Genomic DNA, 22,853 nt, shown 5'->3' with positions numbered 1-22,853 from the left:
GCTATCGAATGGTTATGGCATGGCCCATGACCTCGCAAGGGGCGAGGCCGCCTTCCCACTTTGGTTTGGATGGACAAGAGGGCCGGCCTCCGTTACCCCTCCATAGAAGTCAGGATTGGGAGGATGCCATGGCTCTGGTCATCGAAGGTGAGGAACGCATTTCAGCTCCTGTCGACAAGGTGTGGGAAGCGCTCAACGATCCGGAAGTGCTGAAAGAGTGCATTCCCGGCTGCCAGGAACTGGAGAAGAAATCGCCCACCGAAATGGCGGCGACGGTGGTGCTGAAGATCGGCCCGATCAAGGCGACCTTTGCCGGCGAGGTGACGCTGAAAAACCTGAAGCCGCCGCATTCCTACACCATTGCCGGTGAGGGCAAGGGCGGCATTGCCGGCTTTGCGAAAGGTGGCGCGGATGTGACGCTGACCGAGGACGGACCTGACACCACCATTCTGAAATATGAGGCCAAGGCCGATGTCGGTGGCAAGATCGCCCAGCTTGGCAGCAGGCTGATCACGTCGACATCGAAGAAACTCGCCGGGCAGTTCTTTTCAAGTTTTGGGGAAAAGGTGAGCGCGGGATAGCGTTCGCATAGCTCATCCGGCCGCAAGCGGCCGGATGAAGGGGGCGTCCGCCTTAATCGAAGACGATGCTCGGCATGCCCGCTTCGGCGATGCCGCGCTCTTCCTGCACCCGCGACCAGACCTTGGTGGCGATGTCGCGATAGATCTTCGCCTCCAGCCCTTCCGGCTTCGACACGACGACTGGCGCGCCGGCATCCGAGCTTTCACGGATGCCCATTTCGAGCGGCACCTCGCCAAGGAAGGTCACGCCCAGGCGCTCGGCTTCCTTTTTCGCGCCGCCATGGCCGAAGATGTCGTAGCGCTTGCCGGTATCGGGGGCGACGAAATAGCTCATGTTCTCGACAATGCCGAGCAACGGCACATCGACCTTCTTGAACATGTTGAGGCCCTTGCGCGCATCGATCAGCGCAAGATCCTGCGGTGTCGAGACGATGACCGCGCCAGCCAGGGGCACCTGCTGGGCCATGGTAAGCTGCGCGTCGCCCGTGCCCGGCGGCATGTCGACCACCAGCACGTCTAGCGGCCCCCAGGCCACCTCGCGCAGCATCTGCGTGAGCGCCGACATGACCATCGGCCCACGCCAGATCATCGGCGTTTCCTCGTCCACGAGAAAGCCCATGGACATGACCTTCAGGCCATAATTCTCCATCGGCTTCAGCACCTTGCCATCGACCGTCTGCGGCCGACCGTGGATGTTGAGAAGGCGCGGCATGGAAGGGCCGTAGATGTCGGCATCGAGCACACCGACCTTCAGCCCATTGGCTGCCAGCCCGAGCGCGATGTTGACGGCCGTGGTCGACTTGCCCACGCCGCCCTTGCCCGACGCCACGGCGATGATCGCCTCGATACCCGGCACGCCGCGTTTGCCCGGCTGATGACCGGCGGGCGCCTGCGGGGCGACGCGCGGCGGCGTGGCGGACGCCGCGGGGCGCGGCGGGACGGGACGCGAAGCCGGCGGAGCGTTTTCCATGCCGCCGCCCTTCTTCTCGGCCGTCAGCGCCACCATGGCGCTGTCCACGCCGGGCATTTCCTTCACCACGCGCTCTGCGGCGGCGCGCAACGGCTCCAGTTCCCTTGCGCGGGCCGCCGGAACGGTGATGGAAAAGAACACCTTGCTGTCGGCGATGAAGATCTCGGAAACGAGACCAAGGCTGACGATGTCGCCTTCCAGATCGGGTCCCTTGATCGTGCTGAGCTTTTCAAGAACGGCTTCCGTGGTGACTGACATGACGCTTCTTCTGTTTCAGTGTTGCATCTGAGATAATGCATATCGTCTCCGGAACCAAGCGCCACGCCCCATACACGAAAGTCGATTGTTCTCAGGCCGGCGAAGGCAAATCCCCGAAAAAGCAGCATCGGCCCTGTCGGGTCCGGATTTCGTCCAACGTCCTTGGCGGGTAACGACCCAATCGCGAGGAGAAGGACATGCAGAAGATCACCCCGTTCCTGTGGTTCGACAATCAGGCCGAGGAAGCAGCAAAGTTCTACACATCCATCTTCAAGAACTCGAAGATCAACGCCGTCACGCACTATGGTGAGGCAGGTCCCAGCGAGCCGGGCAGCGTGCTGACGGTAGAATTCGAACTCGACGGCGTCTCTTTCGTCGCTCTCAATGGCGGGCCGACATTCAAGTTCACCGAGGCAATCTCCTTGCAGATCGCTTGCGAGACACAGGAGGAGGTGAACAATTTCTGGAACAAGCTGACGGCCGATGGCGGAGCGCCCAGCCAGTGCGGCTGGCTGAAAGACAAATACGGTCTTTCCTGGCAGGTGGTGCCGACCGCGCTGCCCCGCCTTCTGAAGCAGCCGGATGCGGAAAAGGCCAACCGCGTGATGGCGGCCATGTTGAAGATGACCAAGATCGAAATCGCCGAACTGGAGCGCGCGGCGGCTTAGGGCACGCGACCGGCCCGGGCAGTCGAGGCCCCGCTGGCGCTTCGGCCGGCAAGCGGCTAGTTTCGCGTCATGATCGACAAGCTTGAATTCTTCCTCGCGCTCGCCAAGGAGCAACATTTCGGTCGCGCGGCGGAGGAATGCGGCGTGACCCAGCCTACTCTTTCGGCGGGGATCAAGCAGCTTGAAGATCAGCTTGGCGTGATGCTGGTGCTGCGCGGCTCGCGCTTCCAGGGCCTCACGCCAGAGGGCAGCCGCGTGCTGGAATGGGCGCGGCGTATCGTCGGTGACTCGCGCACCATGCGCGAGGAGATGCGCGCCGCGCGCCACGGCCTGGCCGGGCATGTGCGCATCGCCGCCATCCCCACCGCACTTGCCATGACGCCGCGATTGACCACGCCTTTCCACGAAAAACACCCGGCCGTCACCTTTTCGATCATCTCGCGCACGTCCATCGAGGTGCTGACCCTGCTCGACAATTTCGAGATCGACATCGGCATCACCTATCTCGACAACGAACCGCTTGGTCGTGTTGCTTCGGTGCCGCTCTATTCGGAACGCTACCAGCTCATCACCGCCGCCGGCACCCCCTATTCGGAGCGCAAGTCGGTGACGTGGGCGGAGGTGAGCACGCTGCCGCTGTGCCTGCTCACACCCGACATGCAAAACCGCCGCATCATCAACCGGCATCTGGAGGAAGCGGGCGTCGCGGCACATACCACGCTCGAATCCAACTCCATGATCGTGCTGTTCTCCCATATCCGCACCGGCAAATGGGCCTCGATCATGCCGCTGAATCTCACCGAAACCTTTGGTTTCGCCGAACCGATCCGCGCCATTCCCATCGTAGAGCCGGACGCCAGCCATCTCGTCGGAATGGTGGCGGCACATCGCGAGCCGCACACGCCGATGGTTTCGGCGCTGCTCCATGAGGCGCGCCAGCTTGCGGCAAGCCTTGTCGCCCTTCGATAGAATTTTTCTATCGAACGACGAAACTACGGTATTGATTGAGCTTTCTGCTTTTGACTAGCCTTTCCGAACATATCGGAAGGGAGGGCGCTGCATGAGCTTGCAGCCTGCAAGTACCGAATTTGCCGCCAGGGCAAAGTCGGTCATCGACGAATACAAGGGACTGGAAGGTCCGCTGCTGCCCATTCTCCATGGCCTTCAGGAAGAGTTCGGCTATGTGCCGGGCGAGTCTGTGCCCATCATTGCCGAGACGCTCAATCTGTCGCGTGCGGAAGTGCATGGCGTCATCACCTTCTATCACGACTATCGCAGCCATCCCGCCGGCCGGCATGCGCTGAAGGTTTGCCGCGCGGAGGCCTGTCAGTCGATGGGTGGCGATGCCATCGCTGCCCAGCTCATCCAGGCGCTGGGCATCGGCTTCCACGAGACGGCGGCCGACAATTCGGTGACGCTGGAACCGGTCTTCTGCCTTGGCATGTGCGCGTGCGCGCCAGCAGCCATGCTGGACGGTGAGCCGATCGGGCGGATCGACGCCGAGAAAATCGAGGAAATCGTCGCCGAGGTGCGCTCATGACCGTCACCATCTACATTCCAGGCGATTCGGGTGCTCTGGCCCTCGGCGCCGACAAGGTGGCCAAGGCAATCGAACTGGAAGTCGTTGCGCGCGGTATCGATGCGCGGATTGTGCGCAACGGTTCGCGTGGGCTCTACTGGCTTGAGCCGATGGTAGAGGTAGCGACCGATACCGGACGCGTGGCCTATGGCCCGGTTTCGGCAAAGGATGTGCCTTCGCTGTTCGATGCCGGCCTGGTCGATGGTGGCCAGCACAAGCTTTCGCTCGGCAATCCGGAGGAAATTCCCTTCCTGGCAAAGCAGACGCGCCTGACTTTCGCGCGTTGCGGCATCATCGACCCGGTTTCGCTCGACGACTACGAGGCGCATGGCGGCCTCACCGGCCTGCGCAACGCGGTGAAGATGGCGCCGGCCGATATCGTCAAGCAGGTCACCGATTCGGGCCTGCGCGGGCGCGGTGGCGCTGGCTTCCCCACCGGCATCAAGTGGAAGACGGTGCTGGATACGGCAGCCGAGCAGAAATACATCGTCTGCAATGCCGACGAGGGCGACTCGGCCACCTTCTCCGACCGCATGATCATGGAAGGCGACCCCTTCGTGCTGATCGAGGGCATGGCGATCGCCGGCCTCGCCACCGGCGCGACCAAGGGCTATGTCTACCTCCGCTCCGAATATCCGCATGCCATCGCGGTGATGAACAAGGCCGTGCGGGTGGCGCGCAGTGCCGGCGTCCTCGGCAAGAGCGTGCTGGGTGCTTCGCAGGGCTTCGACATCGAGATCCGCTCGGGCGCCGGCGCCTATGTCTGCGGCGAGGAGACCTCGCTGCTCAATTCGCTTGAAGGCAAGCGCGGCGTGGTGCGCGCCAAGCCGCCGCTGCCCGCCATTCAGGGGCTGTTCGGCAAGCCGACCGTCATCAACAACGTGATCTCGCTGGCGTCCGTGCCGATCGTCATGGACAAGGGCGCGGACTATTACCGCGACTTCGGCATGGGTCGCTCGCGCGGAACCATTCCGATCCAGATCGCCGGCAACGTAAGGCATGGCGGCCTGTTCGAAGTGGCCTTCGGCCTGTCGCTGGGGGAGATCATCGACGAGATCGGCGGCGGCACGGCAACCGGCCGGCCGGTGAAGGCGGTGCAGGTGGGAGGGCCGCTGGGCGCCTATTTCCCGCGCGCGCTGTTCGACACCCCCTTTGACTATGAAGAATTCGCCAAGCGCGACGGTCTGATCGGACATGCAGGCATAACCGTGTTCGACGACAGCGCCGACATGCTGAAGATGGCACGCTTCGCCATGGAATTCTGCGCCATCGAAAGCTGCGGCAAATGCACTCCCTGTCGCATCGGCTCCACGCGCGGCGTCGAGACGCTCGACAAGGTCGCTCAGGGCATCGAGCCGGAGAAGAACCTCGCGCTGGTTTCTGACCTCTGCAACACGATGAAGTTCGGCTCACTGTGCGCGCTCGGCGGCTTCACGCCCTATCCGGTGGTCAGCGCGCTCACCCACTTCCCCGAAGATTTCCGGCCAGTCCCGGTCGCCCAGGCAGCGGAATAGGAGACGAAAAATGGGTCTCGTCCACGAAATCGACTACGGCACTCCAGCCTCCAGATCCGACAAGCAGGTCACGCTGACCGTCGACGGCTTCTCGGTGACAGTGCCGGAAGGCACGTCCATCATGCGCGCCTCCATGGAGGCCGGCATCCAGGTGCCGAAGCTGTGCGCAACGGACATGGTCGACGCCTTCGGCTCCTGCCGCCTGTGCCTCGTCGAGATCGAGGGGCGAGCCGGCACGCCCGCCTCCTGTACCACGCCGGTGGCGCCGGGCATGGTGGTCCACACCCAGACCAGCCGGCTGAAGGACATCCGCAAGGGCGTGATGGAGCTCTACATCTCCGATCACCCGCTCGACTGCCTGACCTGCGCGGCCAATGGCGATTGCGAGTTGCAGGACATGGCCGGCGCAGTCGGCCTGCGCGATGTGCGCTACGGCTATGAAGGCGACAATCACGTGCGTGCCAAAAATGACGGCGCCGCAAACTTCAAGTGGATGCCGAAGGATGAATCCAACCCTTATTTCACCTACGATCCGTCCAAGTGCATCGTGTGTTCGCGCTGCGTGCGCGCCTGTGAGGAAGTTCAGGGCACATTCGCGCTGACCATCGAAGGCCGTGGCTTCGACAGCCGTGTTTCACCCGGCGCGCACCAGCTTTTCCTGGACAGCGAATGCGTGTCCTGCGGCGCTTGCGTGCAGGCTTGCCCGACCGCGACGCTGACGGAAAAGTCGGTGATCGAGATAGGCCAGCCGGAGCATTCAGTGGTCACGACCTGCGCCTATTGCGGCGTTGGCTGCTCGTTCAAGGCCGAGATGCGCGGCGAGGAACTCGTGCGCATGGTGCCCTACAAGGACGGCAAGGCCAATCGCGGCCACAGCTGCGTGAAGGGCCGCTTCGCCTATGGCTACGCAACCCACAAGGACCGTATCCTCAAGCCGATGATCCGCGAAAAGATCACCGACCCGTGGCGTGAAGTGTCGTGGGAAGAGGCACTGACCTACACCGCCAACGAGTTCCGGCGCATCCAGTACCAATATGGCCGCGCGGCCGTCGGCGGCATCACCTCCTCGCGCTGCACCAATGAGGAAACCTATCTCGTCCAGAAGCTGATCCGTCAGGGTTTCGGCAATAACAACGTCGATACCTGCGCGCGCGTCTGCCACTCGCCGACCGGCTATGGCCTTGGCCAGACCTTCGGCACATCCGCCGGCACACAGGACTTCGACTCGGTCGAGCACTCCGACGTGATCGTGGTCATCGGCGCCAATCCCGCATCGGCGCACCCGGTCTTTGCCTCGCGCATGAAGAAGCGCATCCGGCAAGGCGCCAAGTTGATCGTCATCGATCCGCGCCGCACCGAGATGGTGAAGTCCGCGCATATCGAAGCCGAATACCATCTGGCGCTGAAGCCCGGCACCAACGTTGCGGTGATGACGGCGCTGGCGCATGTCATCGTCACCGAAGGCATCTATGACGAAGCCTTCATCCGCGAGCGCTGCGACTGGTCGGAATTCGAGGACTGGGCAGCCTTTGTGGCCGAGCCGCAGAACTCGCCCGAGGCCATCGAAGCGCTGTGCGGCGTTCCGGCCGAGACGATCCGCGGCGCGGCCCGGCTCTATGCACGCGGCGGCAACGGCGCGATCTATTACGGCCTCGGCGTGACCGAGCACAGCCAGGGCTCCACCACGGTGATGGCGATTGCCAACCTCGCCATGGCCACCGGCAATATCGGCCGGGAAGGCGTGGGCGTGAACCCGCTGCGCGGCCAAAACAACGTGCAGGGCTCGTGCGACATGGGCTCTTTCCCGCACGAACTTCCGGGCTATCGCCATATCTCCGGCGATGCCGTGCGCGAAATCTATGAAAGCCTGTGGGGCGTGAAGCTCGACAACGAGCCGGGCCTGCGCATTCCCAACATGCTGGACGCCGCCGTGGAAGGCACGTTCAAGGGCCTCTATGTGCAGGGCGAAGACATTCTGCAGTCCGATCCCGACACCAAGCATGTCGCCGCCGGCCTTGCCGCGATGGAATGCGTCGTCGTGCACGACCTGTTCCTCAACGAGACGGCCAACTACGCCCATGTCTTCTTGCCGGGCTCAACCTTCCTCGAAAAGGACGGCACCTTCACCAACGCCGAGCGCCGCATCAACCGCGTGCGCCGCGTGATGAGCCCCAAGAACGGCTATGCCGACTGGGAAGTGACGCAGATGATGGCTCAGGCCATGGGCGTGGACTGGAACTACCAGCACCCGGCCGAGATCATGGACGAAATCGCCAAGACCACGCCGAGCTTCGCCGGCGTCTCCTACGACTATCTGGAAAAAATGGGCTCGGTGCAGTGGCCTTGCAACGAGAAGGCGCCGGAAGGCACGCCGATCATGCATATCGACGGCTTCGTGCGTGGCAAGGGCAAGTTCATCCGCACCGAGTATGTGGCCACCGACGAAAAGACCGGGCCGCGCTTCCCGCTGCTGCTCACGACCGGGCGCATCCTGTCGCAGTACAATGTCGGCGCGCAGACCCGTCGCACGGACAATGTGGTGTGGCATGAGGAGGACCGGCTGGAAATCCACCCGCACGACGCCGAAAATCGCGGCTTGCGCGATGGCGACTGGGTACGCATACAGAGCCGCGCCGGCGAGACGACGCTTCGCGCGCTGATCACCGACCGCGTATCGCCGGGAGTGGTCTACACCACCTTCCACCACCCCAACACGCAGGCCAACGTCGTCACCACCGACTTCTCCGACTGGGCGACCAACTGTCCGGAATACAAGGTCACCGCCGTTCAGGTGGCGCCGTCCAACGGCCCGTCCGACTGGCAGGTTGAGTATGACGAGCAGGCCCGCCAAAGCCGGCGCATCACACTGGAAGCGGCGGAGTGACGACCGCCCTGACCTCACCCTCCCCCTTGAAGGGAGGATCGGAGAACGAACGGAACGAAGTGGAGACCGTGACCCGTCCGGCCACCACCCAGATCACCCGCATCGCGCGCCGCGAAACAGGCAGCACTGCCGCTTGCCGCATGGTGCCGGAGGAAACGCCGATCGCGCTTTCCTTTGCCGGTACGACCCATGCGGTGATGATGGCAAGCCCCGCCGATTTCGAGGATTTCGCGCTGGGCTTCTCGCTGACCGAAGGCATCGTCTCGTCTGGCGACGAGATCGAAGCCATTGAGGTGGAGGATCACGGGGCAGGCATAGACATCCAGATCCGCCTCAGGGACCAAGCCAATACGCGCTTCCAGGCGCGGCGGCGCAGACTTGCGGGACCGGTCGGCTGCGGACTTTGCGGCATCGAATCCATCGAGGAGGCGATGCGCTCCGTTTGCCAGGTGGGCGATGCAGCGCTGACGCTGTCGCAGGACGACATCGTGCTGTCGGTCAGGCTGCTTTCCAAGGCTCAGCCCATGCATGCCGAAACCGGCGCGGTTCACGCAGCCGGTTTCTACGTGCCGGGCAAGGGTGTCGTGATGGCGCGCGAGGATGTCGGTCGCCACAATGCGCTCGACAAGCTTGCCGGCGGGCTTGCGCGGGCCGGTTTGACAGGTGCGAGCGGCGCGGTTGTCGTCACCTCCCGCGTTTCGGTGGAGATGGTGCAGAAAGCGGCCGCTATCGGCTCGCGCTTTATTATAGCCGTGTCGGCGCCCACCGCGCTTGCCATCCGCACGGCCGAGGAAGCCGGCATGACGCTGGTGGCGCTGGTGCGCGGCGACGACTTCGACATCTTTACCAATCCAGACCGCGTTATTTCCGGAGCAGAACGCCATGTCGCTTGATGAACACAGGGCCAGCACGCGCGAAAAGCTGATCCGCATGGCCAACCAGATCGCGACCTTCTTCCATTCCAAGCCCCGCGCGGAAGGCGTGGAAGGCGTCGCCGAACACATCAACAAATTCTGGGAGCCGCGCATGCGCCGGCACCTGTTTGAAATTATCGACGCCGGTGGCGACGGGCTGGACGAACTGGTGCTCGCCGCCGCTCCCGGTATTCGGCGGCCGGCCGAGGCGGCATAAGACAGCCTCGATTTGGTGGCTGAACCGCTGTGTATATCCGGCAGCGGTTCAGCCATCCGGTGTTTTCCTCACCCACCCTTGACGTTGCTACACGTCCGGTCGTGCTTCCTCGCGGTAGTTTTTTGCCAGGCGGCGTGCCGCCTTGCGGGGCGGACCGTTATCGAAAAGGCGTTCGGCCTCATGCAAGCAGCGCTTGCGCAGACGCTTTTCCGAGCGCTTGAGCAGTCGTCGCGCCAGCGAGATTTCTTCCCGCGAAGCCAGTTTCGCGCCTTCCTCCCGCAATATGCCGCGCAGCACGAAAATATCCTGCAACTCGCCCAGGCGCTCACCGAGTTCTTCCACCGCCTTGCGGCGCGGGCGGATCGGACGCGGCCAGAAATCGTGGAGCAGCAGCAGGTGTATCCAATGCGACTTCACGCCCTTGCGCAGTTCGTGGAAGATGTCTTCCTGGCCACGATCACTTGCTGCAACAAGGGCCCTTGCAGTGCGCCGCATGGTTTTCAGGGCGCCTCCGGCCAGCAGGTCCCCGGCATGCTCCGAATCATCCGGCAGGCAAAGTGTCGCCAGCACCTCCCTGCCCTGCCGGCAGGATTCGAGCGCCGCGGCGATCTCGGCATCGAGCCCGGCAGCCTCATGCAGCAGCCGAGCCCTGCGCAAATGCAAAGCCTTACGTAGACCGGCCAGTCCCTTGCCCTCCTTTGGAAACTCCCTGGCGAGACGGCCCACCGTCTCGATCAAAGCCGTGGCCTCGCGGCCGCCGGCAAGCGAACGGGCCATGTCGCGATATCGCGCATTCTCGGCATCAAGGAGCTTTTCGTTGGCCGCGCGCAGGAGACGCAGCAGCCCGCGCAACTTCTTCAGTTGCTTGCGGCAATCGTGCAGCTTGATCTCGGGCAGGGTGCGCGCGGCGGCGAGGTCATCCATGATCCGGTCGATCTGCAAACCGGCAATACGCCGGAACTCGGCTGTAAGCGGCCGCTGCGGCTCAATGCGATAGCTCACGGCGAATTCTCCGGCTTGCCGTTGAGAGCGAGCGATGCGTTGTAGTAGGCGCTTTCCCCGGTAACTTCCCGGCCGAGCCAATGGGGAAGCTGGGCGTCGGCGACGTCCTCGGACGTTTCCAGTTCCGCAAGTACGAGCCCCGACAGAACACCCGCAAAGACGTCCACCTCATAGACATGAGCGCCGAAACGCACATTGTGGCGGGTCTTCTCGATAACCGTGCCAATGGCGAAAGCCCGCATTTCCTCTGCCTCGGTCAGCGGGATCGGATATTCGAACTCGTCGCGCACACGCGCCTGCGCGCCGAATTTCAGCGTCAGCCAGGCCGCGCCGTCGCGGATGCGCACACGCACCGTACGATCCGGGGCGGCGGCCAGATAAAATTGCCGGATCGATGACGATTTCTCGATGGCAACGCGCCAGCCATCGCCCGCGACAAGAAACTTGCGTTCGATCTCCTTGGCCATGCTTCAGAATAAACCTCAACGGAGGGGCATGGACAAGGTCAATTGACTTTAATCAATCAATTGATTAAATTGTACACATGAAAGAACCGAAAGCTCAATCCAGGCGCCAGCCACCCGGCAGCGACCAGACGCGTGCGGCGCTGGTGCACGCAGCCTTGCAGCTCTTCGGCAGCAAGGGCTTCGACGGAACGTCCACGCGCGAGATCGCCTCGCTTGCCAAGGCCAATATCGGGTCGATCGCCTACCATTTCGGTGGCAAGGAAGGGCTGCGACTGGGTGCGGCCGACTATATCGTGGAAACCATACAAGGCATCGCCACGCAGGCACTGGGCGATTTTCAGCCCATCCGCGACCCGGCGGACACGGCCGATGCCGCACGCCGGCAGCTTTTCGCCGCGCTCGACCGCATGGTGCATTTCATCGTCGCGCGGCCGGAAGCTGGCGAGATCGTGCAATTCCTGCTGCGCGAGCTCTCGCACCCCACCGCAGCACTGGACCGCATCTATGCCGGCGTGTTCGAACCGCTGCACCGGCGGTTATGCGCCATCTGGGAGGCGGCCACCGGTGAGCCGGCCGAAAGCGACGACACCAAGCTCACCGTCTTCACCATTATCGGCCAGGTCATCTATTTCCGCATCGGCCAGGAGGCGGTGAAGCGACGAATGGGCTGGCAGGCGATCGGCCCGAGCGAGGCCGACGCCGTCGCCGCGGTCGCCAAGCGCAACCTTGCCGCCATACTCGCCTCCCGAGAGAACCCGAATTCATGAGCCTGCTCTGCACCATCCCTTTCCTCGCCTCGCTGCTGACGGCCTGCGGCACCCAGCCGCTCGCCGTCGGCTATGTGGAAGGCGAATTCGTTCAGCTGGCGCCGCTGGACGTTGCCCAGGTGCAATCTGTGGCGGTGAAGCGCGGCGACCGTGTGCAGCCGGGCGAGCCGATCGCCCTGACCGAAGATACAGACGCCAGGATCGCAGTGGCTCAGGCGCAGGCCGCGCTCGAACAAGCACAGGCGCAGCTTGCCGATCTCCAGGTCGGCAAGCGTCCCGAAGAAATCGCGGTGCTGGAGGCTGCGGTGCGTTCGGCCAAGGCGCAGGCAGATGATGCGCGGCGCACGCTGGCGCGCACACAGGACCTCACCAAGCGTGGGGTGATGACACAAGCCCAACTCGACGATGCCACCACACAGATGGAGGTGGCGGAGGCCGCAATTGGCCAAAGCACAGCCAATCTGGCGGTCGGCCGCCTGCCGGCACGGCCGGAAGAGATCAAGGCGGCAGAGAATGCGGTCAAGAGTGCTGAGGCTCAGCTCGAAACGGCACGCTGGCGTCTTGCCAAGCGCACTCTGGAAGCCCCAGCGCCTGGCCGGGTCACAGATGTTATCCGCAATCCCGGCGATCTGGCAGGCCCTTCGGCGCCGGTCATCACCATGCTGCCGGACGGCGCGGTGAAGCTGAAGGTCTATATCCCGGAAGAGAAATTCTCTTCGGTGAAGGTCGGCGATGTGCTCTCGGTGCATTGCGACGGCTGCGCGCCGGACCTGAAAGCGCGCATCAGCTATATTTCGCCCGACCCCGAATTCACACCACCGGTCATCTACTCGCTGGAGACCCGCCAGAAGCTGGTCTACCTGATCGAAGCGCATCCGGTGGAGCCTCATTCGCCGCTCCAGCCGGGGCAGATCGTCGATGTGGTGCTGGCAGACCGATGAACACCATCGATGTCAAGGGACTGGTCAAGCGCTTCGGCGACACAATCGTCGTGGATCATGTCAGCATGCAGGTCAGCGAAGGCGAGATCGTCGGTTTCCTCGGACCCAATGGCTCCGGCAAGACCACCACGATCCGCATCATGTGCGGTCTGCTGACCCCCGATGAAGGCGAAGGCCAGGTGCTGGGCTACGACCTGCGCAACGAGAGCCTGAAGATCAAGCGCGAGGTGGGCTACATGACCCAGCGCTTCTCCTTCTACGAAGACCTGACGATCGCCGAAAACCTCGAATTCGTTGCCCGTCTCTACAAGCTGAAGCCGGTGAAGGAGCATGTCGAACGCACCCTTGCCGATCTGGGCATGACCACGCGCAGCAACCAGCTTGCCGGCACGCTTTCGGGCGGCTGGAAACAGCGGCTGGCGCTTGCCGCCTGCATCATGCACAAGCCCAGGCTGCTGCTGCTCGACGAGCCCACTGCCGGCGTCGATCCCAAGGCGCGGCGCGAGTTCTGGGACGAAATCCACCGGCTGGCCGATGGCGGGCTGACCGTACTGGTTTCGACCCACTATATGGACGAGGCCGAGCGCTGCCATCGCATCAGCTACATTTCCTACGGCAAGCTGCTCGCCACCGGCACCGTCGAGGAGGTGATCGCCAGGGCCGGCTTGACGACCTTCATCGTGACCGGCCCCCGGCTGGGCGACGTAGCGCACGAACTGGAAGGCCAGCCGGGCGTAGATCAGGTGGCACCTTTCGGCGCGACGCTGCATGTCGTGGGCTCGGATCGGGCGAAGCTCGAGGCAACGCTCGAGAAGATCAAGGGCCGCAAGGACATCGAGGTTGCAGCCGGCGAAACCAGTCTGGAGGACGTCTTCATCCAGTTCATGGCCGGTTCGAAGGACAACATGCAATGACCAACGGCCTGTTTTCCTTCCAGCGTCTCGGCGCCATGCTGATGAAGGAATTCATCCAGATGCGGCGCGACCGCATCACCTTCGCCATGATGCTGGTGGTGCCGCTGATGCAGCTCCTGCTGTTCGGCTTCGCCATCAACAACGATCCGAAAAGCCTGCCGAGCGCCCTGGTGGCGATGAGCAACGACCGTTACACGCGCGCCATGGTTTCGGCGCTGGAAACCACCGGCTACTACCGCTTCGACCATGTGGTGCACAGCGCGGCCGAAGCCGAGGCGCTGATCGCCAACGGCACGGTTTCCTTCGTCGTCACCATCCCGTCGGATTTCGCGCGACGCGTGGACGCCGGCGATAATCCGAGAATCCTGATCGAAGCGGATGCCACCGACCCGTCCGTCGCCAGCGGCGCGGTCTCCACGCTTGGGACGGTGGCAAGCCAGGCGCTGCTGCGCGAACAGGGCATGCAGGCACAAGCTAAGGACGCGGCCCGCAGCCAGCTCGAAGTCGTCGTGCATCGCCGCTACAACCCCGAGGCCATCTCGCAATACAACATCGTTCCCGGATTGCTCGGCGTCATACTGCAGATGACCATGGTGATGATGACGGCCATGGCGCTGACGCGCGAGACCGAACGCGGCACCATGGAGAACCTGCTGGCGATGCCCGCCACGCCGGCAGAGATCATGCTTGGCAAGGTGCTGCCCTATCTGGTGGTCGGCGCGGTACAGGTGGTGGTGGTGCTGGTGGCGGCAAAGCTGCTGTTCGGCGTGCCGTTCGTCGGCTCGCTGACGCTGCTTTTATCGAGCGTGCTGATCTTTGTGCTGTCGCTGGTGCTGCTTGGCTACACGATCTCCACCGCCTCTCAGACGCAGATGCAGGCCATGCAGCTCACCTTCTTCTTCTTTCTGCCCTCGCTGATGTTGTCGGGCTTCATGTTCCCCTATCGCGGCATGCCGCAATGGGCGCAATATCTGGGCGAGATCTTTCCGCTCACACATTTCCTGCGCATCATCAGGGGCGTCATGCTGAAGGGTGCGCATCTGCAGGACATCGCCGCCGAAGTCACCGCACTGGTGTTCTTCGTCTTCCTGTTCGCGGCCATGGCGCTGCTGCGGTTCCGGCGCACGCTGGACTGAAAAAACAGAGAGCTAACCCAGCAGGAAGCGCTGGCGTTTCTTGCCGCCTGCCTTGCGCCAGGAATTGAGGCGGTGCGTGGCGGCGGCGAAGGAAATCTTCATTGCCCGCGCAACTGAATAGCGGCTCTTGCCCTCGTCGAACATGCGATAGCAGCACTCCACGCCCTCCGGGGTCAGCTTGCCTTCCGACGTCTTGTTGCGAGGGTCGGCCGGGTCGAATTCCTGCGCGGGCGGCTGCAACATCCCCTTGAGGCGTTCCAGATCGGCTTCCATCCGGGCGATGAGTTCAAGGATTGGCTTGGGATCGATATGCTGCTTGCTGGCTGCCATCAGACATGCTCCCGATTGTTGAACCCAGCCTATGTAGGCAAAGCTAAGCCTATAAAAAGGTCCGCCGGATTGCATATCTGCCATGTCGTAGCGGCGACCCATTGACCCCGGCTGGCCACTCACATAGTTTAGAACTATTCTAAACTAATGGATTCTTCTCATGTTTTCCCGTGTCCTCGGCCTTGGCCGCCGCTCCTTCGATTCCCTGTCGGAGCAGGAAATCCTCGCTCTGGCGATCTCCTCGGAAGAGGATGATGCCCGCATCTACCGCTCTTACGCCGATGGCCTGGCCGATCAATATCCCGACTCCGCCAAAGTGTTCGAGGAAATGGCGGAAGAAGAAGACGGGCACCGCACCGTGCTGATCGAAATGCACCGCAAGCGCTTCGGCGACCGCATCCCGCTGATCCGCCGCGAGCATGTGCGTGGCTATTACGAACGCAAACCCGACTGGCTGGTGCGTCCGCTGGGGCTCGACAAGGTGCGCGCCATGGCCGAGCAGATGGAGGAGCAGGCCTATCGCTTCTATATCGAAGCGGCCAAGCGCACATCCGACGCCTCCACGCGCAAGCTTCTGGGCGATCTGGCCGCCGCCGAAAAGACGCATGAATCGCTTGCCGCACGGCTCGGCCACAAACTCCTGACAGACGATGTGCGGGCCGAGGAAGCTGCCACGGAACGCAGGCAGTTCATCCTCACCATGGTGCAACCGGGTCTCGCCGGCCTGATGGACGGCTCCGTTTCCACGCTGGCGCCAATCTTCGCCGCCGCCTTCGCCACGCAGGACACCTGGCAGACCTTCCTTGTGGGCCTCTCGGCTTCGGTGGGCGCGGGTATCTCTATGGGCTTCACCGAGGCCGCGCATGACGACGGCAGGATTTCGGGGCGTGGCTCGCCCCTGATCCGCGGGCTTGCCTGCGGCATCATGACGACGCTGGGCGGGCTGGGCCATGCCCTGCCCTACCTCATCACCGATTTCTGGACCGCCACCACCATCGCCATCATCGTGGTGTTCTTCGAACTGTGGGCCATCGTATTCATCCAGCACCGCTTCATGGAAACGCCTTGGATGCGCGCCACCCTGCAAGTGGTGCTGGGCGGCGCACTGGTGCTGGGCGCAGGCGTGCTGATCGGCAGTTCCTGACAGTGCGGTGCGGCGTCCGGCGCGCAATGACTTTTCCTTGAAGCGTCATCGCGCGCCAGTCCGCAACTTTTCGCAGGTCATGCGCTAGCCATGAACGCTCCGGCTATCGGCCGGGGCTTCCCCTCGCTCCTGCATGCCATAGTCGCGCAGGACATGCGCGATGCGCAGCCTGTAGTTGGCGAATATACCGCCGCGCCCCGCCCTTTGCGCCTGCCGATGCTCTTCCGTATTGCGCCAGGCCGCTACCGCCGCCTCGTCCCGCCAGAAGGAGAGCGACAAAAGCCGCCAGGGATCGGACAGGCTCTGGAAGCGCTCAATCGAAAGAAAGCCGTCGGTGCCCTCAAGCAACGGACGCAGGTCGGCGGCAAGGCCCAGATAGGCATCGCTGCAGCCTTCGGCCGGAGTGACCTCGAAGATAACCGCAATCATGGCTGCACCAGCGAAGCATGGGGTAGCGAGACGCATTTCAGGAAAATGCGGTCCTCGCGACGAATGAATTTTTTCTCCTGCGCGAAAAGATAGTTCTCGCGACCGACGGGATCGGCGGCAAGGCGCGCCCGATAAGCTTCATAGGCGGCAAGGCTGTCGATATTGTAGGCCGCGTAGGCGGTGGTTGCGGAGCCTTCGTGCGGCGCGAAATAGCCGATCAACTCAGCCCCGCAGCGCGGGATGGCCTGGCCCCAGTTGCGCGCATAATGCTCGAAATCCGCCTTACCGGACGGCTCGATCTCATAGCGGATGAAGCAGGTGATGGTCATCTTTGTCTCCTTCCTTTTCGAACAATGATGGTTCGATCTCCATCGAAACCTCGGCACTTGCTTTCGTGCCATGCTCGCTCAGCGCCGCCAACACGGCTTGGCGCATTCACGCTCTACCTCGCGGGGAGAAATGCCGATGTCGCGCAAGATGTGGTCGTCCAGTTCGGCGAGATCCTGCCGCTGCCGCCAGCGCTCGTACCAGAAGGCGATCTGCCTCAGGGTCGCCAACAGCATTGTGACAGGCTTTGGCCGGTCGGAAACCGCTATTTCAGCAGCCGCGCCGGTGCATCTTTCATCGAGTGTTTTCGTCTTCATGGGGTGAAGAGTAGCGCTTGGCTTGCGTAAATGCTTCGATTAGGATCGAACTATGCGTAACGGACCTGATATAGCCCGCATTGCCAGCCTGGTCGGCGACCCGGCCCGCGCCAACATGCTGACTGCGCTGATGGATGGCGGCGCGCTGACGGCCAGCGAGCTGGCGCTGGAAGCGGGTGTCACCGTGCAAACGGCAAGTTCGCATCTGTCGAAACTGATGGACGGTGGGCTGTTGGCGCTGACAGCGCAGGGACGCCATCGCTATTACGGCCTTGCCAATCCGCAGATCGCCGCGATGCTGGAAACGATCATGGGCGTGGCGGCAAGCATGGGTCCGCAGCGCGTGCGTCCCGGCCCGCGCGAGGCGACCATGCGCGAGGCCCGCATCTGCTATGACCACCTTGCCGGCGATCAGGCGGTGGCCATGCTGGATGGTTTCCTGGAGCGCAGCATCCTGATCCGCGATGGCGAAATCATCGGCATGGGCGCGGCAGGCCCCTCCTTCTTTCGTGCCGTGGGCATCGAACCTGATGCGCTCGCGACATTCCGCCGTCCCGTCTGCCGCGCCTGCCTGGACTGGAGCGTACGGCGCGCGCATCTGGCCGGCTCTCTGGGCGCGGCCATCTTCGACAAGATCATCTCCGAGAAATGGGCACGGCGCGAGCCGGGCAGCCGCGCCGTCATCTTTTCACCACCCGGCAAACGCGCCTTCGAGAAGGCATTTCTCGGATAGCCACTGGTCGCGGAAAATCCGACTCAGCGCCCCCCGTAGCCGGTTTTTCTGTGACCTTTCCGGCACACTCCACGGCCATGTGCGCGGCGCCGGAGAAAGGCCCGCAAATCTCCGCTTTTCGGCCATTTTCGACGTCATTTTCAGGCAAAGATTAACGGCGCGTTCACCGCTTATTCACGAGCATCCGCTAGTGTGGATCGCATCGGATTCAGGGGCGGCCGAGGATCAGGATTTTGACGACGATGGCACTGTTGAATCGCATTATCACCTATGCGCTCGCGCTTCGCGAATTCATCGCTCCGACCTACCGTCCGGAACGCCATTACATGCGCGGGCCCGGTCCGGCCTGTGCCCGCCGCAAGGCGACGCTGAAGCCTCACGCCTCCTTTCAGTGAGCGGCCTCGTCGCACGCACTGAGCGTTACGGGCGCACCCCGCGCCGCGCCCAGAACAAGGCAGCGCTCCTGCGTGCATAACGACCAACCCGCGCCGGTCGCGCCCGAGGACGCCAGCACGATCTGCTGTTGCACCGGCACTGCCGGAACATAGACCCACCAGCCATCCTGCATCACCGAGCCCTCGGGCGGGTCCATGCCCGCCCCCGAACCCTCCACCCGCGCTTCCACGATCCGCAGCTGCCCGGCAGGCGTGACCTGCCAGTTCTCCTGCCAGCGGGTCTTTTCCACCGAATGCGTCCATGACAGCGTGAAGGCAGCCGCAGCCAGCACGGTGAGCTTGCCGCCGGCAAGGATGCAGATACTCATCGGCCGGCCGGGTCCGCACTTTCCTTGCCAACGCCGGCAGGGTCTGCCGCCGAGGCCCGGCCGGTGCGATGCCAGTGGACGGCAATGACGATCACGCCGAGTGCAAAACCGATCTCGTCCGTCAGCGCCACTGCCGCCACCAGCGTGAAGGCCGAGGCGGTAGCCAATAGCCGCTCCCACCACAGCATGCGCCCGCGCAGGAAGCCGATGACGGCGGCACCCCACAGCCCGACAGCAAGACTGGTCTTGATGACGATATAGACGACAGCCGGCCAGAAGCCGATTGCGGCAGCCAGAGTGCCGCCCTCCTGCAGCATGAGCGCAGGCGTATAGACCGCCATGAACGGGATGACGAAGCCGGCCGCCGCAACCTTGATGGCTTCCATGGCGATCTTCAGGCCGCTTTCACGCGCGATCGGCGCGGCCGCAAAGCAGGCAAGCGCCACCGGCGGGGTGAGATCTGCAAGAATGCCGAAATAGAACACGAACATGTGGCTGACGAGCAAGGGCACGCCAAGCTCCAGCAATGCCGGTCCCGCAATGGAAGAGGTGATGATGTAGTTTGGGATCGTCGGGATGCCCATGCCCAGCACAATGCACATGACCATTGTCAGCAACAGCGAAAGCATGAGGCTGGACTGGCCGACCGACACCACGAACTGGCCGAAGGTGGTGGCGACGCCGGTAAGCGTCATCGTGCCGATGATGATACCGACCACGGCGCAAGCCACGCCTACGGGCAAGGCGGTGCGCGCGCCCTCTGCCAGCGAATCCCGGCAAAGCCCCAGCGTTTCCCGTCCGCCGGACACGAACAGGTTGGCGACGATCAGCAGCCCGCCAGCCACCAGGATCGCATTGATGCCGAACTTGAAGAAACTCGCCGAGATCAAGCCCAGGCCAATCCAGAAGATCACGCGTAAGGCCATCGAGGGAAAGCCGAGCGCCACCGAGCCGCCCAGAATGAGCAGCAACGTCAGCGCCAGCCCGATGGTGCCGGCATAAAGCGGCGTGTAGCCGGAAAAGAGCAGATAAACGAGGACCGCCAGCGGCAGGACGAGATACCAGCCCTTGCGCAGCGCCGCCAGCGGCGATGGCAGGTCGGCTTTCTTCATGCCAAGCAGGTTGTTCTTGCCGGCTTCCAGATGCACCATCCAGAAGGCCGAGGCGAAATAGAGTATGGCCGGGATGAGCGCGGCCTGGACCACCTCATAATATTTAATGCCCAGCGTCTCGGCCATGATGAATGCCACGGCCCCCATCACCGGAGGCATGATCTGGCCACCCATCGATGCAGTCGCCTCCACACCGCCGGCAAATGCCGGACGATAGCCGAAGCGCTTCATGAGGGGGATGGTGAACTGGCCGGTGGTGACCACATTGGCCACGCCGGATCCCGAGATCGTACCCATCATGCCCGAAGCAATCACCGCCACCTTGGCGGCACCGCCGCGCGCATGGCCGACAAGACCCAGCGAAACGTCGGTGAACAGCCGGATCATGCCTGCCCGCTCAAGAAACGATCCGAACAGGATGAACAGGAAAATGTAGGTGGCCGAAACATAGATCGGGATGCCGTATATGCCCTCGGTGCCATAGGCCATCTGGTCGATGACCTGCCGGAAGTCATATCCGCGATGATCCAGCGGCGCGGGCAGGTATTGCCCGAGCAGGGCGTAGAGCAGGAAAGCGCCGGAAATGATCGGCAGCGCCGGCCCCATCATCACATAGGCCGCGGCGAACACCGTGACCAGCGTGATCACGCCGAAGGCAATGTCGATATCGTTGAGATCGCCGGCACGCAGGATCAGGGGCTGGTATTCGATATATTGATAGGCAGCCACCGCCACGCCCGCCAGCGCAAGCGCCCAGGCCAGCGCCTTGCCAGGAACGCCGCTGCCGCGCGCAGCCGCCACCAGCGGGAAGGCCAGCAGCATCAGGAAGCCGACATGGAAGGCCCGCAGCACCTGGCTTGGTATGTTGAGAATATGGGCGGCCGTCGCGATCTGATAAAGCGAGAACGCAACCGCCACCCAGAAGAGAAAGCGTCCCTCGCGTGTCTGCGCAAATCCGCTTCCGGTAGGATCATGAAACGCATCGGCTGCGCTCGCTTGCGGGGAATTCTGGTCTGACGCCATTCGAGCCTCCGTTCGCATCAGGGTCGGAAACGGGCGGACATCTCGCCCACCCGTTCCGGAGCCAGTTGCGAATCCTTACTGGATCAGCCCTTTCTCCTTGAAATAGCGTTCGGCGCCGGGATGCAGCGGAATGGGCAGGCCCTTTACCGCGTCTTCAAGCTTGATCGACTTGGCGGCGCTGTGTGCGGCGACAAGCTGGTCGAGATGTTCAAACAGCAGCTTGGCCATCTGATAGGCGGTCTCATCGGACACGTCGCTATTGGTGACGAGGATGTTCGTAACAGCCAGCGTCGGCACGTCGTCGGCTTGCCCGTCATATGTTCCGGCGGGGATGGTCGCAGCCTGGAAAGGAGCGCCGAGCTTTTCGGCCACTTCGGTGGGCACCGAAACGACATTGATCGGCACGGACACCGCCAGATCCTTGATGGAGGCCACGCCAAGACCGGCCGACTGCAGCGTCGCATCGAGCTGGCGGTTCTTGATAAGCTCCACGGATTCACCAAAAGGCAGATATTCCGTCCTCGACAGGTCTTCGTATTTCATGCCGATCGCTTCGAAGATAGCGCGCGCATTGAGTTCGGTGCCGGATTTGGGCGCACCGACCGACAGGCTCTTGCCCTTCAGGTCGGCAAGGTCCTTGATGCCGCTTTCCTTGCTGGCCACGATCTGGATGTAGTTGGGATAGATCGCCGCGATTGCCCGCAGCTTGTCCAGCTTCTTCGAGAAGCCTGCTTCCGCATCGCCTTCCCAGGCGGCCTTGACCGAGTCGCCGAGCGAAAAGCCGATCTCACCCTTGCCCTGCTGCAACAGGTTGAGGTTTTCGACCGATGCCTTGGTGGCCTGCACTTGCGTGCGCGCGCCCTCGATGCCCTTGCCGTAGATCTCCGACAGCGCGACGCCGAGCGGATAGTAGACGCCGGACGTGCCGCCGGTCAGCACGTTGATGAACTCGCTCGCGCGGGCCGGCAGATTGCCGAAGCCAAGCGTCAGCACCACAGCACTTGCGGCCAGAATACGGGTTTTGAGATTGAGCATGCATGTCCTCCCTTATGGTCGCTGCGCCATTGCTGCGAACGGCGAGCCGACGAAGTTTAGACAGCGGAAGCGAAATGCCAACCCGCAATCTCCGTTTGTGCGACGAAGGGTTTAGGTCACGCTGAATTGCTACACTCGTCGCACGGAAGATGGCCGCGTTGCCTGAGCTTCACCACAGTTCATGCGCGGCGTTCAACTCTCTCAGAACAGGATGTTGCCGCAAGCCTTCACAAACACGCTCGACATTAGGGAACGAACTGCGCGCGCCTTCCGCCTCGGGATGCCAGGAATAGAGCATCAGCAAATACACATCGGCAAGCGACAGCCTCTCGCCCGCCAGCCAGTCGCGGCCGGCAAGTTGCGCGTCGACCACCGCGAAGTGGCGATCGATCTCGGCCGTTGCCGCATCCTCCACGGCGACCTTGCCGGCGGGATCGGCAGTGTAACGGGGTGCATAATAGCGGCGCAGAACGGCTGGATAGAGCGCCGATGACAGGAACGCCATCCAGCGCAGGAAATCCGCGCGCGCCTCGTCGCCGAGACCGGGCGCGAGTCCCGCTTCCGGATACCGTTCGCCCAGCAGGATGCAGATGGCGGCGGACTCGGTCATCGAACCGCCTTCCGGAAGCGCCAGCGCCGGCACCTGTCCCAGCGGGCTGACCACTCGGAATTGCGGATCGGCCGCCTCCGATTTGGCGACATTGATCCGTTCATAGGGCACGTCCGCAAGCGCGAATGCCGCTTCGGCAACGAAACCGCCACTGCCGGGACGCGTATAGAGCTTATACATGAAATCCTCCGCCAACCGGCCAATGCCGGTCAGCGGAA

26 protein-coding genes are annotated in these 22,853 nt (G+C 63.0%); 15 read left to right on the top strand and 11 right to left on the bottom strand.

The features are described from left to right. Window positions 1–128 precede the first annotated feature (128 nt). Window positions 129–581 carry an SRPBCC family protein gene (locus C7441_RS10840; protein ID WP_109612871.1) on the top strand — a complete coding sequence of 151 codons (453 nt, stop codon included), beginning with the start codon at window positions 129–131 and terminating at the stop codon, window positions 579–581. 52 nt (window positions 582–633) lie between these two features. Here C7441_RS10840 and C7441_RS10835 read toward each other — a convergent pair whose 3' ends face one another. After that, entirely contained in the window at window positions 634–1,809 is a 1,176-nt protein-coding gene (locus C7441_RS10835; protein ID WP_109612870.1) for an Mrp/NBP35 family ATP-binding protein, read from the bottom strand. Between the two features lie 197 nt (window positions 1,810–2,006). On the opposite strand from C7441_RS10835, the gene C7441_RS10830 reads away from it, so the two are divergent. The 7 genes from C7441_RS10830 (at window position 2,007) to C7441_RS10800 (ending at window position 9,585) form a co-directional block, all read left to right on the top strand. Then, the gene (locus C7441_RS10830) at window positions 2,007–2,477 is read left to right on the top strand and encodes a VOC family protein (protein ID WP_109612869.1); all 471 of its coding nucleotides are present in this window, start codon (window positions 2,007–2,009) and stop codon (window positions 2,475–2,477) included. A gap of 69 nt (window positions 2,478–2,546) precedes the next feature. Continuing rightward, window positions 2,547–3,446: a LysR family transcriptional regulator gene (locus tag C7441_RS10825; protein ID WP_019169953.1), complete on the top strand. Its 900-nt coding sequence runs from the start codon at window positions 2,547–2,549 to the stop codon at window positions 3,444–3,446. A gap of 91 nt (window positions 3,447–3,537) precedes the next feature. Then, window positions 3,538–4,017 (top strand): formate dehydrogenase subunit gamma, encoded by a 480-nt coding sequence (locus tag C7441_RS10820; RefSeq protein ID WP_109612868.1) that lies wholly within the window; start codon window positions 3,538–3,540, stop codon window positions 4,015–4,017. Beyond that, window positions 4,014–5,570, top strand: a complete 1,557-nt coding sequence (locus C7441_RS10815) for a formate dehydrogenase beta subunit (RefSeq protein WP_109612867.1) — start codon at window positions 4,014–4,016, stop codon at window positions 5,568–5,570. The genes C7441_RS10820 and C7441_RS10815 overlap by 4 nt, the downstream gene beginning before the upstream one ends. Before the next feature lie 10 nt (window positions 5,571–5,580). Further along, entirely contained in the window at window positions 5,581–8,454 is a 2,874-nt protein-coding gene (gene fdhF / locus C7441_RS10810; RefSeq protein ID WP_109612866.1) for a formate dehydrogenase subunit alpha, read from the top strand. Between the two features lie 26 nt (window positions 8,455–8,480). Beyond that, complete coding sequence (gene fdhD, locus C7441_RS10805; RefSeq protein ID WP_425326579.1) at window positions 8,481–9,347, top strand: formate dehydrogenase accessory sulfurtransferase FdhD; 867 nt, start codon at window positions 8,481–8,483, stop codon at window positions 9,345–9,347. Further along, window positions 9,337–9,585, top strand: a complete 249-nt coding sequence (locus C7441_RS10800) for a formate dehydrogenase subunit delta (protein ID WP_109612865.1) — start codon at window positions 9,337–9,339, stop codon at window positions 9,583–9,585. Before fdhD ends, C7441_RS10800 begins: the two co-directional genes overlap by 11 nt. Window positions 9,586–9,672: 87 nt before the next feature. On the opposite strand, the gene C7441_RS10795 is transcribed toward C7441_RS10800, so the two are convergent. Together C7441_RS10795 and C7441_RS10790 are read right to left on the bottom strand one after the other, a co-directional pair. Continuing rightward, the gene (locus tag C7441_RS10795) at window positions 9,673–10,587 is read right to left on the bottom strand and encodes a CHAD domain-containing protein (protein ID WP_109612864.1); all 915 of its coding nucleotides are present in this window, start codon (window positions 10,585–10,587) and stop codon (window positions 9,673–9,675) included. After that, complete coding sequence (locus tag C7441_RS10790) at window positions 10,584–11,054, bottom strand: CYTH domain-containing protein (protein ID WP_109612863.1); 471 nt, start codon at window positions 11,052–11,054, stop codon at window positions 10,584–10,586. Before C7441_RS10790 ends, C7441_RS10795 begins: the two co-directional genes overlap by 4 nt. Before the next feature lie 77 nt (window positions 11,055–11,131). Here C7441_RS10790 and C7441_RS10785 point away from each other — a divergent pair, with 77 nt between their 5' ends. From C7441_RS10785 to C7441_RS10770, 4 genes are read left to right on the top strand one after another with little or no spacing between them, the layout of a single operon-like run. After that, window positions 11,132–11,821, top strand: coding sequence for a DUF1956 domain-containing protein (locus C7441_RS10785; protein ID WP_109612862.1), 690 nt, complete (start codon window positions 11,132–11,134; stop codon window positions 11,819–11,821). Then, window positions 11,818–12,762 carry an HlyD family secretion protein gene (locus tag C7441_RS10780; protein WP_109612861.1) on the top strand — a complete coding sequence of 315 codons (945 nt, stop codon included), beginning with the start codon at window positions 11,818–11,820 and terminating at the stop codon, window positions 12,760–12,762. The genes C7441_RS10785 and C7441_RS10780 overlap by 4 nt, the downstream gene beginning before the upstream one ends. Further along, window positions 12,759–13,676 (top strand): ABC transporter ATP-binding protein, encoded by a 918-nt coding sequence (locus C7441_RS10775; RefSeq protein ID WP_109612860.1) that lies wholly within the window; start codon window positions 12,759–12,761, stop codon window positions 13,674–13,676. The genes C7441_RS10780 and C7441_RS10775 overlap by 4 nt, the downstream gene beginning before the upstream one ends. Then, window positions 13,673–14,812, top strand: coding sequence for an ABC transporter permease (locus C7441_RS10770; protein ID WP_109612859.1), 1,140 nt, complete (start codon window positions 13,673–13,675; stop codon window positions 14,810–14,812). The genes C7441_RS10775 and C7441_RS10770 overlap by 4 nt, the downstream gene beginning before the upstream one ends. A gap of 12 nt (window positions 14,813–14,824) precedes the next feature. On the opposite strand, the gene C7441_RS10765 is transcribed toward C7441_RS10770, so the two are convergent. Continuing rightward, window positions 14,825–15,142 carry a hypothetical protein gene (locus tag C7441_RS10765; protein ID WP_019169942.1) on the bottom strand — a complete coding sequence of 106 codons (318 nt, stop codon included), beginning with the start codon at window positions 15,140–15,142 and terminating at the stop codon, window positions 14,825–14,827. A gap of 160 nt (window positions 15,143–15,302) precedes the next feature. Between C7441_RS10765 and mbfA the strand changes: the two genes are divergently transcribed. Then, window positions 15,303–16,286, top strand: a complete 984-nt coding sequence (gene mbfA, locus C7441_RS10760; protein WP_109612858.1) for an iron exporter MbfA — start codon at window positions 15,303–15,305, stop codon at window positions 16,284–16,286. Window positions 16,287–16,370: 84 nt separating this feature from the next. Here the strand turns inward: mbfA and C7441_RS10755 are convergent, their stop codons facing one another. The 3 genes from C7441_RS10755 to C7441_RS10745 form a co-directional block, all read right to left on the bottom strand. Continuing rightward, window positions 16,371–16,715, bottom strand: coding sequence for an antibiotic biosynthesis monooxygenase family protein (locus C7441_RS10755; protein ID WP_109612857.1), 345 nt, complete (start codon window positions 16,713–16,715; stop codon window positions 16,371–16,373). After that, complete coding sequence (locus tag C7441_RS10750) at window positions 16,712–17,044, bottom strand: NIPSNAP family protein (RefSeq protein ID WP_109612856.1); 333 nt, start codon at window positions 17,042–17,044, stop codon at window positions 16,712–16,714. The genes C7441_RS10755 and C7441_RS10750 overlap by 4 nt, the downstream gene beginning before the upstream one ends. Window positions 17,045–17,122: 78 nt before the next feature. Beyond that, complete coding sequence (locus C7441_RS10745; RefSeq protein WP_109612917.1) at window positions 17,123–17,278, bottom strand: DUF1127 domain-containing protein; 156 nt, start codon at window positions 17,276–17,278, stop codon at window positions 17,123–17,125. Between the two features lie 133 nt (window positions 17,279–17,411). Here C7441_RS10745 and C7441_RS10740 point away from each other — a divergent pair, with 133 nt between their 5' ends. Beyond that, on the top strand, window positions 17,412–18,092 hold the full coding sequence (locus tag C7441_RS10740; RefSeq protein ID WP_109612855.1) for an ArsR/SmtB family transcription factor: 681 nt from the start codon (window positions 17,412–17,414) through the stop codon (window positions 18,090–18,092). Between the two features lie 242 nt (window positions 18,093–18,334). Continuing rightward, entirely contained in the window at window positions 18,335–18,487 is a 153-nt protein-coding gene (locus C7441_RS24040) for a hypothetical protein (protein WP_019169936.1), read from the top strand. Here the strand turns inward: C7441_RS24040 and C7441_RS10735 are convergent. The 4 genes from C7441_RS10735 to C7441_RS10720 form a co-directional block, all read right to left on the bottom strand. Beyond that, on the bottom strand, window positions 18,481–18,855 hold the full coding sequence (locus C7441_RS10735) for a DUF1850 domain-containing protein (protein WP_109612854.1): 375 nt from the start codon (window positions 18,853–18,855) through the stop codon (window positions 18,481–18,483). The two genes, C7441_RS24040 and C7441_RS10735, sit on opposite strands and share 7 nt — an antisense overlap. Then, window positions 18,852–20,990 (bottom strand): TRAP transporter permease, encoded by a 2,139-nt coding sequence (locus tag C7441_RS10730; RefSeq protein WP_109612853.1) that lies wholly within the window; start codon window positions 20,988–20,990, stop codon window positions 18,852–18,854. Before C7441_RS10730 ends, C7441_RS10735 begins: the two co-directional genes overlap by 4 nt. Before the next feature lie 75 nt (window positions 20,991–21,065). After that, window positions 21,066–22,025 carry a TAXI family TRAP transporter solute-binding subunit gene (locus tag C7441_RS10725; RefSeq protein ID WP_109612852.1) on the bottom strand — a complete coding sequence of 320 codons (960 nt, stop codon included), beginning with the start codon at window positions 22,023–22,025 and terminating at the stop codon, window positions 21,066–21,068. Window positions 22,026–22,194: 169 nt separating this feature from the next. Continuing rightward, window positions 22,195–22,815, bottom strand: coding sequence for a glutathione S-transferase family protein (locus C7441_RS10720; protein ID WP_109612851.1), 621 nt, complete (start codon window positions 22,813–22,815; stop codon window positions 22,195–22,197). Window positions 22,816–22,853: the final 38 nt, after the last annotated feature.

The sequence above is a fragment of the Pseudaminobacter salicylatoxidans genome (genome assembly GCF_003148475.1).
GTDB lineage: Bacteria > Pseudomonadota > Alphaproteobacteria > Rhizobiales > Rhizobiaceae > Pseudaminobacter > Pseudaminobacter salicylatoxidans.
This window is presented reverse-complemented; position numbering and strand designations above follow the sequence as displayed.